The sequence below is a fragment of the Paenibacillus sp. USHLN196 genome, from assembly GCF_037144955.1.
Taxonomy (GTDB): Bacteria; Bacillota; Bacilli; order Paenibacillales; family Paenibacillaceae; genus Paenibacillus; species Paenibacillus xylanexedens_C.
The window spans coordinates 375,801-389,862 of record NZ_JBBCYH010000006.1 but is presented as its reverse complement, the minus strand read 5'-3'; the positions used below and the strand labels follow the sequence as shown (position 1 = coordinate 389,862).

General features: G+C 47.4%; 11 protein-coding genes. 7 read left to right on the top strand and 4 right to left on the bottom strand.

Annotated elements, in window-relative coordinates:
- Positions 1–106 precede the first annotated feature (106 nt).
- The 3 genes from WFI24_RS17400 to WFI24_RS17390 all read left to right on the top strand — a co-directional run bounded on the left by WFI24_RS17400 (position 107) and on the right by WFI24_RS17390 (position 2,652).
- A complete protein-coding gene (locus tag WFI24_RS17400; protein WP_336762769.1) occupies positions 107–964 on the top strand; it encodes a carbon-nitrogen hydrolase family protein in 858 nt (285 codons plus the stop codon).
- 295 nt (positions 965–1,259) lie between these two features.
- Positions 1,260–1,934: a GNAT family N-acetyltransferase gene (locus WFI24_RS17395; RefSeq protein WP_336762767.1), complete on the top strand. Its 675-nt coding sequence runs from the start codon at positions 1,260–1,262 to the stop codon at positions 1,932–1,934.
- 46 nt (positions 1,935–1,980) lie between these two features.
- Positions 1,981–2,652, top strand: coding sequence for a GNAT family N-acetyltransferase (locus WFI24_RS17390; protein WP_336762765.1), 672 nt, complete (start codon positions 1,981–1,983; stop codon positions 2,650–2,652).
- Between the two features lie 221 nt (positions 2,653–2,873).
- On the opposite strand, the gene WFI24_RS17385 is transcribed toward WFI24_RS17390, so the two are convergent.
- Both WFI24_RS17385 and WFI24_RS17380 read right to left on the bottom strand, forming a co-directional pair.
- Positions 2,874–4,802 carry an LTA synthase family protein gene (locus WFI24_RS17385; RefSeq protein WP_442956235.1) on the bottom strand — a complete coding sequence of 643 codons (1,929 nt, stop codon included), beginning with the start codon at positions 4,800–4,802 and terminating at the stop codon, positions 2,874–2,876.
- Between the two features lie 229 nt (positions 4,803–5,031).
- Entirely contained in the window at positions 5,032–5,529 is a 498-nt protein-coding gene (locus WFI24_RS17380; protein WP_336762762.1) for an antibiotic biosynthesis monooxygenase family protein, read from the bottom strand.
- A gap of 327 nt (positions 5,530–5,856) precedes the next feature.
- On the opposite strand from WFI24_RS17380, the gene WFI24_RS17375 reads away from it, so the two are divergent.
- The 3 genes from WFI24_RS17375 to WFI24_RS17365 all read left to right on the top strand — a co-directional run bounded on the left by WFI24_RS17375 (position 5,857) and on the right by WFI24_RS17365 (position 10,982).
- Positions 5,857–8,169, top strand: coding sequence for an ATP-dependent DNA helicase (locus tag WFI24_RS17375; protein WP_336762761.1), 2,313 nt, complete (start codon positions 5,857–5,859; stop codon positions 8,167–8,169).
- Positions 8,170–8,346: 177 nt separating this feature from the next.
- Positions 8,347–9,828, top strand: a complete 1,482-nt coding sequence (locus tag WFI24_RS17370; protein ID WP_336762760.1) for an alpha-amylase — start codon at positions 8,347–8,349, stop codon at positions 9,826–9,828.
- Positions 9,829–10,349: 521 nt separating this feature from the next.
- Positions 10,350–10,982, top strand: coding sequence for a hypothetical protein (locus tag WFI24_RS17365; protein WP_336762759.1), 633 nt, complete (start codon positions 10,350–10,352; stop codon positions 10,980–10,982).
- A 78-nt stretch (positions 10,983–11,060) separates the two neighbouring features.
- Here WFI24_RS17365 and WFI24_RS17360 read toward each other — a convergent pair whose 3' ends face one another.
- Together WFI24_RS17360 and WFI24_RS17355 are read right to left on the bottom strand one after the other, a co-directional pair.
- A complete protein-coding gene (locus WFI24_RS17360; protein ID WP_336762757.1) occupies positions 11,061–11,339 on the bottom strand; it encodes a hypothetical protein in 279 nt (92 codons plus the stop codon).
- A 64-nt stretch (positions 11,340–11,403) separates the two neighbouring features.
- Positions 11,404–12,147 carry an MBL fold metallo-hydrolase gene (locus tag WFI24_RS17355; RefSeq protein ID WP_336762755.1) on the bottom strand — a complete coding sequence of 248 codons (744 nt, stop codon included), beginning with the start codon at positions 12,145–12,147 and terminating at the stop codon, positions 11,404–11,406.
- A 203-nt stretch (positions 12,148–12,350) separates the two neighbouring features.
- Here WFI24_RS17355 and uxaC point away from each other — a divergent pair, with 203 nt between their 5' ends.
- Complete coding sequence (gene uxaC / locus WFI24_RS17350) at positions 12,351–13,793, top strand: glucuronate isomerase (protein WP_336762754.1); 1,443 nt, start codon at positions 12,351–12,353, stop codon at positions 13,791–13,793.
- Positions 13,794–14,062 lie beyond the last annotated feature (269 nt).

The window sequence follows — 14,062 nt, the reverse complement described above, 5'->3', positions numbered from 1 at the left end:
GCGATCGAAGTTGATTCTGTCATTGTAGTGCTCCGTGTAAATACTCTTTTGTTGACCCCGGATCGTTGTTACAATGGAAGCATAATCATGGTGGAGGTGTACGAACATGAAACTGCGAGTATCCGCTGTACAATATCAATTGCACACAATCAGCTCATTTGAGCAGTTCGCCGCTCAGGCTGAGCATTACATACGGACAGCAAGCGAATACGGAACCGAATTCGTACTGTTTCCGGAATTTTTCACAACGCAGTTAATGTCCATTGGGGACAAACAAGGCCATGCACTGACGATTGAGGATCTGCCGAACTTTACGGAGCAATATGAACAACTATTCACATCACTTGCTGCCAAGTACGGCATGCACCTAATCGGGGGAACCCACGTCATTCGCCGTGAAGGGAAACTGTATAATACAGCCCACATGTTCTACCCGGATGGTCGCATCGCGCGCCAGGACAAGATTCACATTACACCGACCGAAGTCCAGGAATGGAATATGGCTCCGGGGAATGGCCTTGAAGTATTTGATACGGATAAAGGCCGCATTGCCATGCTGACCTGTTACGACATTGAATTTCCGGAGATTGTGCGGATGGCCAAAGCCAAAGGTGCAGACGTAATTTTCTGTCCTTCCTGTACGGACGATCGCCACGGTTTCTATCGTGTACGCTATACGAGTCATGCCCGCGCGGTAGAGAATCAGGTGTATGTTGTGTTAACCGGAACGGTGGGTAATCTGCCAACAGTTGATTTCATGCGTGCCAACTATGGACAGGCTGCAATTATTACGCCGAATGATATCCCGTTCCCGCCACGTGGCATTCTGGCCGAGGGTGAGATTAACAACGATATGATTGTAACGGCCGATCTGGATCTGGACTTATTGTATGAGGTGCGCGAACGTGGATCGGTAACGACTTGGCGTGACCGCCGTACTGATCTATATACCGATTGGGAGTAGGCAGCAACGTTTATAGAGGTTGTTCAAAAAGTCCGCTTTTGATTACGATGGATGCCCAGTGGCATCATCAGCATCGAATATGGAATTCAGCCGAAATAAGCGGGAGGCTTACGAAGTATGTTTCCGAAGGAAACATTTTGGTTGCTCACGTAGTCTTCCCTACGCTCCGCTACTCCATTTCTAGCTTCATCCCATCTTCTCGGTACTGAAAACCGACCTTTTTGAACACGTAATTAAAACTGAACGGAGCAGAGCAGGAAATTCATTTGTCAGTGGAAAGGGGCGACCCGGCAACATGTATAGCAAAGAAATGCTGATCACCGACCCTGAGCGAAGTGGCAAAAGGGTAAAGGCCGTCGTCCGCAATTATGTAGCAGCCGACTTTGAGGAACTGACTCGTATTCAGGCGGAGAGTTTCCCTCCACCTTATCCGGAAGAGCTGCTCTGGAGTCACGAGCAGCTCAACAGTCATGTAGGGCATTATCCAGAGGGCGCCATCTGTATTGAAGTAGATGGAGAATTAGCCGGATCAATGACTTCACTACGGATGCAATGGGACCCTGCACATCCAGGAAGCCATACCTGGGCCGAAGTCACAGATGACGGCTATATTCGTAACCACCAGCCGGATGGCAACACGTTGTATATTGTCGATCTCTGTGTTCGTCCCAAGTACCGCAAGTGGGGACTGGCTCAGCTTATGATGCAGGCGATGTACCACCTTGTCATTGCACAGGGGATGGATCGGTTATTAGGTGCTGGTAGAATGCCGGGTTATCATCTGGTTGCAGATCAATTGTCTGCGCAGGAATATATGGACCAGGTGGCTGCAGGAGAGAAGCGTGATCCGGTGATATCGTTCCTGCTACGTTGTGGCCGTATGCCAGTAGGAGTAACTGCAGACTATTTGGATGATGAGGAGTCCTGCAACTATGCTGCCCTGATGGAGTGGCGGAATCCATTCAAATAACGAAATATCCAATGAAATATATCATCGATTGAGGAGGCATTTATCCATGGAATTCACGCGTATTACATCCATTCATGATCCACTATTTGCCCAAATGCACAAGCTGATGCAGGAGATTTTCCCGCGGGAAGAAGTGCTGGACTTCCCCCTGTGGGCAGAACCGTTGGAAGATCCGGGTATTCGAGTGTTCGTGGCTGTATATGAAGGACAAGTTGTTGGGGCGACAGAGTACCGTTATTACGAGGACTGGAACGTTGCCATGACGGACTTCACGATTATTGGGCGCGAAGGTCTGGGGATCGGCAGTTTCCTGGCGAATCACCGCAAGCGTGATCTGCAGAAGCTGGCTGCGGCAAATGGGAAAGAATTGTTCGGCATGTTTGCCGAAATCTATAATCCTTATCTGAGTCAGGATCACGAGTTCGGCGGCATCAAGCCAATGGACCCGTATGTACGTCGCGAAGTATTGTCTCATCTGGGATACCAGCGTCTGGACTTCCCGTATGTTCATCCATCCTGGCAAGGAGATGGTGAAGCGGTTGGCGGACTGGATCTGTGCTTCATGCCAGGCGATGATTCGCTCGGTGAACTGCCAGCCAGCCTGGTGGCTGATTTCCTGAATCGATATTATGCAGTGCTACCGAACAAACCGCAGGAATGGCTTGCCATGGTAGAGCAATTGACTGCTCGCAAGACCGTTGCGCTACTGCCGCTGTAAGCGGGAGCAGGGCTGACACAGACAATTTCGTTGTGATGTCCTGAGCAACAATTAAACGAATAAAAGCCCATTAAGTAGACCGTGGTCGGTTCTGTTTAATGGGCTTTTCCGGTTTTACAAGTTTATTGGATTTCGATATAAAATGATTGCTAAAAATATAGATATTAAATGATTGGTGCATTGTTAATAAAGCCTGTTAACCGTGCGTTAACGCTTAATTTTTATTTCGTGTCCTTTCGATCCGGTAACTGGCTCAAATAACTGTTGGACAAGTGTACAAGATCCAATGCGCGATCATATTGTTCCTTCGTGATAAACCGCGAAGAGGAAACCTCACTTTTATTAGAAGTGGAAGTGGCTATTGTTGGAGATCCCTTTTCTCCCGAATTCTTCGGTGTCTCTTCTGAAGGGATGTCCGTCTGTTTCTGCCTTGCATCCTGCCTGCCCGCATCAGCTAGGGAATAATGCGTTCCGTCACCATATCCGGTCGCTGGAATGAAGAGAGAAGCATCGTTCAGCACCGACCCGGAAGGAAGGTAATAGCGTTCAGGTAGCAGATTCCCGCCTTCATGCAGCAAATCCTGTCCAAAGTGTAATTGGTCATCTAGCGATACTCCGGTGAGTCCGGCAATCGTTGGCAGAATGTCCACTTGGCCTCCGATCTGTTCCTGTTGTACGCCCGGGGTAACGCCCGGAGCCGAGATAATGAGCGGAATGTTAATCATATCTGCTGATGTATATTCCCGACCATACAACTCTTTCATAAGGACTTTGTCATCCCCATCCAGTGAATAGATGGGAAGTCCGAGGTGATCCCCATACAAGACGAACAGACTGTTTTCCCATAATCCCCGTTCCTTCAATCCCGCAATTAACTGTCCAACCGCCTGATCAGCATAATGCTGGGATATCAGATAATTGCCGGGCAACGTATCTTTGTAACGCTCAGGCAACGTCAGCTTGACCTTGTTATCAGGCAGCGTGTACGGGTGGTGGGCTGACATGGAGATGATATGGGCATAGAAGGGATCACCCGAAGACTGCATGGATTCCAGCTTATCCAGTGTTTTGGAATACAGAATCTCATCCGAAGCCGAAAAGGCAATGGAGTCCTGTGTGCCGAAATAATCGATATCATAATACTGGTCGAATCCAAGTGCCAGGTATAGCTGATCCCGATTCCAGAAACGAACATCATTCGTATGGAAAGTGGCTGTCTGATACCCGTTTGCAGACATCAACTTGGGCAGGCTCGGCAGGGCTTTATCTGCATATACAGTTGTTGCTGCCCCGTTCGGCGGGGTGTAAAACGATGTATTCACCACAAATTCTGCATCCGAGGTATTTCCCTGTCCCACTTGCTGATAGAAGTTTGGAAAATACAGACTCTGTCTAGCCAGTTGGTTCAGGTTGGGCGTGATCTCCTGTCCATCTACCTCTAATCCAATCAGGAAGTTCTGAAATGACTCCAACTGGAGCATAATCACGTTACGTCCGCTCGCTGCCCCCCGCTCCACAATCACAGGAAGTTCGGTCGTTTGCTTCAACTGGTCAATGTCAGCCTGATCAATGTGTGCGATAGGCACAAGTTCATCGGGTCGATCCAGAATAGTATAGGCTTCATAACCGAGAATGCCCATCTGTTCTGCTTGTGTAATCTCACTCATGCTGGCCCGATTGGGATAGATGTTGAGCATGCACAGAATCATGGACAGGGTCAGAATGACCGAAGCAACACGTCTTCTGGCACGCCGTTCGAGCGGAATCCGGTTCGGGCGCTCTGTACTCCCGTGTTTGATCCGACGACGAATGAGTATCCCCCCAATAATCAGAACGTCTGCAAAAATAAACAAATAATAGGGGTCCAGCAAAGAAAACATGCTGCTCTTGACAGAGGTCACCTGATTCACCTGTGCCAGTGCGTGATAGTTAACGATTACGCCATAGTATTTGTAGTACATGATGGCTGCAAAGAAAATCCCTGAGAGCAGCAGATTCACGGCAAGGTATATCCACATGCGTCGTTTGGCAGCAAACCACTCAATCAGACAGAAGCCGATCCAGATGAGCGGCAATTCGGTCAGCAGTGGTTTCCAGACAGGGATGTCATCGAAGATAACAATCCAGGCCAGTGAACTTTTGATCATCATGATAATGGTAAAGAATATAAACGGTCCGCTTAGAAACCGGGTGAGTGAACTGCGTGACAAGGTACCGCCTTCCCTTCCGAAGTTTCATTTAACAAGTATTATCCTATCTGAGCATGTCCATGTCAAAAAATGAAAGCCGCCATGAATCGACAACAAAAAACCTCTTCCCTGCTGGAAGAGGTGTGGCAGTCACGGGTTACTCTAATGAAAGCCGGATATAACCCAATAGTTATTCTATAGTGTACGTTGTAACGTAAGAAGGTCTGGGGAACATGGTGGGCTTCTGTGCGGTCAGGCCTTCGCTTGTACTGCGGTTTCGGTGAGCCTGACTATATGCTTGCGATTCCTGCCAACCTTTGAAATGTTCCTCGGACTGCCAGAGTGTAAGTACAACATACGTGTCATCCTTGAGTGGACGAAGCACACGAATACCGACAAAACCAGGCTCGTCTTCAACTTTGCGGGCACGGTTCTTGAACCGTTCTTCGAAGTCGTTACGACCATCCTCTGTGACGGGAATATTATTCAAAACAGCATAACCCCCGCCAGTCCAGGAACCTGCGGCATCGAAAGCCTCATATGCGGCTATTTTATCATCAGACTCAATATTCATCAGACGTTCTGCGGATTCAATAGCCAGTCGCACCTGCTCCTCGCTTCGCAAAGTTAGATGCGGGTATGCAGCAAGTGCATCCGGAATCGGTGAAGGAACCAAATAGATATACATAGAAGCTGCCTCCTTATATAAATACAATTCATGTAAGTTAAACTATACGTTTACACGAGAACGCAGAGGACAGAAATAACCTGAAGAAGCGAAGTGTGCGCCTTTATCCCCGGATTTTCCCCATTAAGAGGGGATCAAAAAAATCTGGGGATAACAGCGATCGGAAGGTTGTTCTGTCATCGGAGTGGTAAGTGTAACATTAACTAGTTCAACTTATATACCTCAACATAGCATATGGGAATCGGTGAGTCCAATCGGCGGATCAACTGGTTTGAGCATGTCTTTTCATGATAAAGTATAGTCACTACAAACAGAACGGGTGATCGTATGACAACAACAATTCGGATATCGGTTAGACCTTTGGTGGAGTATGTGTACCGCAGTGGCAGCATACGTCCAGGGTTTCGTACCAATGCATCGATGCAGGAGGGGACTCGAATCCATCAGCGGGTACAGAAGGGATACACCGAAGAAGATCTGAAAGAGATCGTACTCGAAGCTGAAATTCAACATGGCGATCTGACCTATGTGGTGGAAGGGCGATGTGATGGCCTGATCCGGTTGGAGGGTCAGTTAACGGTGGATGAGATCAAATCCACTGCGGGCAATCTGGACGACCTGGGTGACGGACTACCCGTGCATTGGGCGCAGGCCATGATGTATGCCTACATGTACGCCGTTCAGCAGGATGAACCACGCATGCAAGTTCAGTTGACGTATGTGCATTCGGTAACCCATGAAGAAAGACGGTTCCGCCGAATGGCAGAGCGACAGGAACTGGAACAGTTTGCGGCAGGAGTGATTGCCGGTTATGCGCCATATGCAGAGATGATCGCTGCATATGAAGAAGAGCGTGATGTCAGTGTGCGAGAGCTGCCGTTTCCTTTTCGCAAATACCGGGAGGGACAGCGGAAGCTGGCCGGTGCCGTATACAAGACCATTCGTGAAGGCCAGGGATTGATGGCTAAAGCACCAACAGGCATTGGTAAAACGATGTCCGTACTGTTTCCCACGGTCAAAGCGATTGGCGAAGGTGAGGCCAGCCGATTGTTCTATCTGACCGCGAGGACGACGACACGGGTGGCGGCAGAAGAAGCTTTTGCCCGGATGCAATCGGAAGGATTGAAGATGCATGTGATCAGTCTGACCGCGAAGGACAAGATCTGTTTTAAAGAAGAGGAAGCTTGTGATACGGGACAATGCGGCATGTGCGAAGGATATTATGACCGTATTAACGGGGCCGTGCTGGATATGCTGGAACATGAGACATTAATGACACGTCCGGTCATCGAGCAGTATGCACGCAAACATCGGGTGTGTCCGTTTGAGTTTTCACTGGATGCGGCATATGCTGCCGATGCGGTCATCTGCGATTATAACTATATTTTTGATCCGCGTATCTCTCTGAAACGAATGCTGGAGGAGCAGAAGCGCAAGACGGTGTTATTGGTGGACGAGGCACATAATCTGGTCGATCGTGGCCGAACGATGTTTTCCGCAGAGCTGGAGAAAGCGGTATTCCTGGATGTGAAAAGGGAGTTCCAGCCGCTGAACAGCAGTGTGTCGGCTGCCAAAGCCATTGTTGACTACACTGGAGCCATCGATAAGTATCTGATTACCCTTCGCAAAAATGGTGGAGATGAGGGGAAGATCATACAGCAGGAGGCACCGGAGGAACTGATTGAACTGCTGGAGCCTTTTGTTATGGTTGCAGAGCAATGCCTGGTCGAAGGTGGTTCGGGGAATGCAGAGACGGATCAGTTGCTGCTCGATGCCTACTTCACGGCACAGAATTTCCTGCGGATTGCCAAGTTGTATGATGAACGTTTCATCACATATGCCGAATGTGTGCGGAGTGAAGTGAGAGTGAAGTTGTTCTGTCTCGATCCCTCTGTGCTGCTTCGTCAGACGGCCAAAGGATTCCGCTCACTCATTCATTTCTCGGCAACCTTGTCACCTCTTCGCTATTATCGGGATATGCTGGGTGCAGAGGAAGAGGATTATACATTGCAGATTCCTTCGCCATTTCAGCGCGAACAACTGGATGTAAGGCTTCTACCCTTATCTGTGCGATATAAGGACCGGGAGCAATCCCGGCGACCCATTGCGGAGATGCTGCAACAGCTGGTGGCCGAATGGCCGCACAGTAATCTGATGGTGTTCTTCCCTTCTTACCCTTATATGCGAGAGATCTATGAAACCTATGCACAGCTTCCGAATGAAGCGGATACGGTCATACAGAAGCAGGGCATGAACGAACTGGAACGGGAGCAGTTTTTGGATGGATTCCAGCCGAACCCTGAACGGACACGATTGGTATTTGCCGTCATGGGTGGCGTATTCTCGGAAGGTGTCGACCTCCCGGGAGACCGATTGAATGGCGTCGTTGTGGTAGGTGCGGGGCTGCCGCAGATTGGCCTGGAGAACAATGTGCTTCGTGATTATTATGACCGTACAGGCCGCAACGGGTTCAATTATGCTTATATTTTCCCCGGTATGAACAAGGTGCTGCAGGCAGGTGGAAGGCTGATCCGAACGGAAGAAGACAGGGGCGTGCTGGTGTTGGTTGACGATCGGTTCACGCAGGAACCCTATCGTTCCATGCTGCCCGAGGAGTGGCAGGATTATAAGCGAATTTGATGAACGAACCATGATGAAAAATGACTGATGTAACATTTATTTTTCGATTTTGTCTCTTTTACATGATTGAAGGGTAGGGTGAAAGGGTTATAACTTGGTTAGCAACGAACGAACAACGGCGAATACCCTATCCATTCCGCGGTCCGCTTCGAAAGCAATCAAGGAGGTCGGTTTGTAATGAAGAGAAATCATACCATGATGCAGTTTTTTGAATGGCACCTGGCTGCAGACGGAGATCATTGGAAGCGACTGGCTGAAATGGCCCCGGAATTGAAAGCCAAAGGCATTGATACGGTATGGGTGCCTCCTGTGACCAAAGCCGTATCAGCTGAGGATACAGGTTATGGTGTATATGATCTGTATGATTTGGGTGAATTTGACCAAAAGGGTACCGTGCGTACCAAATATGGCACCAAGCAGGAACTGATAGAGGCCATTGCTGAGTGTCAGAAGAACGGCATTGCCGTCTATGTGGATCTGGTCATGAACCACAAGGCCGGAGCAGATGAGACGGAAGTCTTCAAAGTGATTGAGGTTGATCCGAATGATCGGACGAAGGAAATTTCCAAACCGTTCGAGATTGAGGGCTGGACCAAATTCACATTTCCAGGTCGCGGGGATCAATACTCCTCTTTTAAATGGAACTCCGAACACTTCAATGGCACGGACTTTGATGCCAGGGAAGAACGAACAGGTGTATTCCGCATCGCAGGAGAGAACAAAAAATGGAATGAGAATGTCGATGATGAGTTTGGCAACTATGACTATCTGATGTTCGCCAATATAGATTATAACCACCCAGATGTAAGGCGTGAGATGATCGACTGGGGGAAATGGCTTATTGATACCCTCCAGTGTGGTGGTTTCCGACTTGATGCCATCAAGCATATCAACCATGAATTCATTAAGGAATTCGCAGCAGAGATGATCCGCAAACGCGGTCAGGATTTCTACATCGTAGGCGAGTTCTGGAATTCGAACCTGGATGCATGTCGTGAATTCCTCGATACGGTAGACTATCAGATCGATCTGTTTGATGTGTCTCTTCACTACAAATTGCATGAAGCTTCACTTGCAGGCAGAAACTTTGATCTCTCCAAAATTTTTGATGACACCTTGGTTCAGACCCATCCTACCCATGCGGTAACTTTTGTAGATAACCACGACTCCCAACCTCATGAAGCATTGGAATCATGGATCGGAGACTGGTTTAAGCCGAGCGCCTATGCCTTGACGTTATTACGTCGAGATGGTTATCCGGTTGTGTTTTACGGCGATTATTATGGTATTGGTGGACCTGAACCTGTGGAGGGCAAAAAAGAAATTCTGGACATTCTGCTATCTGCCCGTTGCAACAAGGCGTATGGAGAGCAAGAAGATTACTTCGATCACGCGAATACGATTGGCTGGGTGCGTCGTGGCGTAGAGGAAATCGAAGGCTCCGGTTGTGCGGTAGTTATCTCTAACGGGGATGACGGTGAGAAAAGAATGTTCATCGGTGAGCACCGTGCTGGTGAAGTCTGGGTAGATCTGACCCATAACTGTGAGGATCAGATTACCATTGAAGAAGACGGCTGGGCTACTTTCCATGTATGCGGTGGAGGCGTCTCAGTATGGGCTCTTCCAGAGCAGAATGAGGACTGTTCTGACGCTGAGTAACGGCATATGCCAGACATTATAAGAAAAGGTACACCGATTGATATGAAAACAGTATGCAGATCGTTAAACCATCTGAACAGGTGAGCTAGTACTCCTATGTTCAGGTGGTTTTTTGCATTTCACTATGTATAACTAAAACTCTATCCTAACGAACCCAGCGCGTCTTATTTCCATTGAATTGGCGTTATTGGAATTCTAACGAATCTCAGAACTCTTATTGCTCATAAAAGTGATTTAAATAGCGCCAATTGGAGCAACATCACCTGATTAGCGTGTCTGAGATTCATTAGAATATTTGACACTCGGATTTCAACCAAATAAGGCCTCTCAGATTCGTTAGCTTAATGTGGGTTAATGCTCACCATACGCAATGGGAACATTAGTGCATGTTAAACATGAAATGAAAAAGGAATCAGTTCAGTTTCATATTAAAATACATGGTACAATAATCCAAATATGGAGCGTTGAGAAATCATTTGACAGATACTTTTGATAGAGAATTCGAGAAGAGGAGGGATGGCATGAGCCTTAAAAGAAAGATGCACCTCTTTTTTTCGTTGGTCATGTATCTATTTGTAATAGCCATGTGTCTGGGGGCTTGCAGTTTGGGACCAAACCAGGGGCCAGCGGGTGAACCGAAGCGAACCGATGACTATACGTTTAATTCGGAGCGAAGAGATTTGAATCAACGGGTTACGAAGAACCCGAAATCGTTTCAGGAGCATTTGCCAGATGAGTATACTTTGACCGCAACGGTGGATGTGAGTCATGAATCTGGAGTTGACCGGATTACGTATGAGATTATGTTGAATGAGATTCGGGTCCCCATGTCCAATGTTATTCAGTCCTTCACCCTTCATCCCAACATGATGAATCGAATCGATGCCGCAGAACTGATCCATTCTAATGTAAGCAATACATACGAGGCAAGTCTGGAGCCGAATAAGGAACCGCTTGGCTTGAGTTTGAGCAGGAGTTATATGTTAAAACCAAAGGTAGAGATCAACAGTAATTTTGTCCAGAGTTATGTGGATATGTATATCAAAATTTCCTATGGGCCGAATGATCAGCGAAAGGAAGAGTATGTTTATATTCAGGCCGAGCCGTCTCCGAGGACGATTGAGTATATGAAGTCATGGGAGAAAAAAATATAGAAAAAGGCAGCACTCGCCAGTTCCAAGTTAGAAATCTGAGTAGACGCTGCCGGTTCATTTAAAGGCATGATAAGGTTATTACTTTTCAAAATACTGATTCATCGTATCCCACATTCGATTGAACTCACTTCGTTCCATTGAAAATGCTCCAGGCTTTTCAGGCTTATGATGAGATGTTGGCTCAAAGCTTAAGTATTCATTGTGTGTAGTGCACTCATAGTTTTTGCTATTAACAAGGAATTCAATTCTATCTTTAAAGGGTCTGTCCAACAAATTAACAACCATGATGTCTCCACTACTGGTGCTTCTTGCAGGAGAATATATCAGAAAGTAACCTTGTTCAATTCGATATTCCATAGCAATGACCTCCATTAGAATATAGATCGAATACGATAATATCCAATGCCCTCTCTCTGTTTACCTACTCCAGTTCAAATGATTCCAGCGTGCCAACCATTCGCAGATCATGCTCGCGGTTGAACTGTTCCCGTCTGCCCGCATCAGCATATTCATCATGATAATGCATTAACACGGTTTTCTGTCTCACTTCGGCAGGCAGTTGTTCCAGATCTTTCAGTGAGGTGTGTGACTTGATCACCAGATCATGCATATGACATTCATGGAAAATCAGCTGCACATCAGAGGCGACCTGTTCCACCCGTTCCTGATCAAGCGTACTGTCTGCACTGTAATAGAAATAAGGCTTGGCGAGCAGTCCGTTACTGACCATACCTGGCACGTGTTGTGTCCGAAAGGTCTCAAACGTCACGCCGCCCAGTTGGAATGTGCCTCCATCTGGCAAGGGAACTACATCATAGTAATCGTCCATGGTACGTTCACCATCGGTTGTGTAGCGCATACCCGGAGATAGAATGCTCCACAGCGGCTCTACCAATTGTTCGTGGATGAACAGACGGGGTTTGCGATCGCCGACAATCTGGGAGTAGTATCCGAGCATCTGTACACCGTTAATATGATCCTCATGCAGATGGGTAATAAAGACGTTGTGAATATCGGTCATTGGAAAACCGTATTCCTTAAGCGCTTTAGCATTCGATTCCGGAAAATCAATGACCAGATGCGTTCCTCCAAATTCAGCCAGCATACTATTGTGGTGCTGCTCCACGCTGAACATGTCTCCTGTGCCGAGAAATGTGGTTTTCATTGCATTTCATCTCCTTGTGTCATCTTCAGATCAGCATTCTTACGTTAAAAACAGTATACCTTGTTTAAGGATGTATGCCTAAATCAACCTTTTTTGATAACGCTATCATTTTATATTGAACTTTGGGGTTAAACAGTGTAGCGTAAAGATGGGAAGTGAACCCATATGAACGTAAACTCACCTAAAGGGAGCGTGCGAGGCGAATGAAATCTTTCTTGGATGAACAATTTTTGCTGCACAATGAAACGGCGATCAAGTTATATGAGGATTATGCCAAAGACATGCCGATTATTGACTATCATTGCCACCTCAGTCCTCAGGAGATCTACGAGAACAAGACCTTCGGCAATCTTACAGAGGCCTGGTTATACGGTGATCACTACAAATGGCGGCTCATGCGCGCGAACGGAATTGAAGAGCAATATATAACCGGTGGTGAAGGGGTGACGGATTACGATCGTTTCCTGGCTTACGCCAAAACGGTACCCATGATGATTGGTAATCCGCTGTACGCGTGGTCACATCTGGAATTACAACGATACTTCGGCGTGTACGAAGTACTGAATGAGACAAGCGCACCAGCCATTTGGGAGAAAGTAAATGCCAAGCTGAACAGTGACGGATTCGGTGCACGTGATCTGATTACCAAATCCAATGTGACCGTGGTCTGCACAACAGATGATCCAACGGATTCTCTGGAGTATCATCTGAAGATTCAGGAGATCGAAGGTTTCGATACAGCGGTATTGCCTTCTTTCCGCCCGGATAAAGGGTTGGAATTGAATCGAGATACGTTCACCGAATGGGTGGGTAAGCTATCACAGGCATCTGGTACAGCGATTTCCGATTATGAATCATTCCTTGCTGCGCTAGAGTCCCGAGTGGAATTCTTCCATTCTGTAGGCGGCAGAGTCTCTGACCATGCACTTGATTATGTCCCTTATGGCGTGGCTACACGCGAAGAAGCGGGTGCCATCTTTGCCAAGGCACTTGCGGGTCAGAAGGTAACTCGTGAGGAAGAGGACAAGTACAAGACGGTAACACTGACGTTCCTTGGCAAACTGTATGCAGATCGGGGCTGGGTGATGCAGTTCCATATCAATGCAGCCCGTAACAACAACACACGGATGTTTGCAAAGCTTGGGCCGGATACCGGTTACGATGCGGTCAATGATACGCCACTGTCATCGGCAATGATTGGTTTGCTCGATGCGTTGGAACAACAGCAAGCACTGCCCAAAACGATTCTGTATTCCCTGAATCCAAGGGACAACGAAGTGCTCGCGGCGATTATCGGCAGCTTCCAGGGCGGAGGCATTCCGGGTAAAATTCAGCTTGGTGCCGCCTGGTGGTTCAATGATACGAAGGATGGCATGTTAGCCCAGATGAAAGCCCTGGCAAATGTGGGTCTGCTCAGCCGCTTTGTCGGCATGTTGACTGATTCACGCAGCTTCCTGTCCTACACGCGGCATGAGTATTTCCGTCGTCTGGTCTGCAATCTTATTGGTGAATGGGCTGAACAGGGCGAAGCACCGCAGGATATGGAACTGCTCGGTCAGATCGTTCAAGGCATCGCCTACAATAATGCGAAGGAATACTTCCCGTTTGCCTCAGCGCTCAAAACGGTCTCTGCCTCGCAGTCCTGATGCTTATCCAGCGCACCTAGTACTGCATTAAGAGAGTGCTATTTCTAAATATAAAGTGCTCCCATCCTATACTCCGGTCATCTTCAATCGGAGTATAGGATGGGAGTTTTTTTATGATTATAAAACGCAAGTCTTCAAACAATATGGGTTGATTTTAGTGGTTTGACTTTTGTTTCTCACGATAATATACTTAGTAGACCTAATTAATTGTACATCTATTTAATTGCAATACTATTTAATAGATGTCCTATGATATTGGATGTCTATGG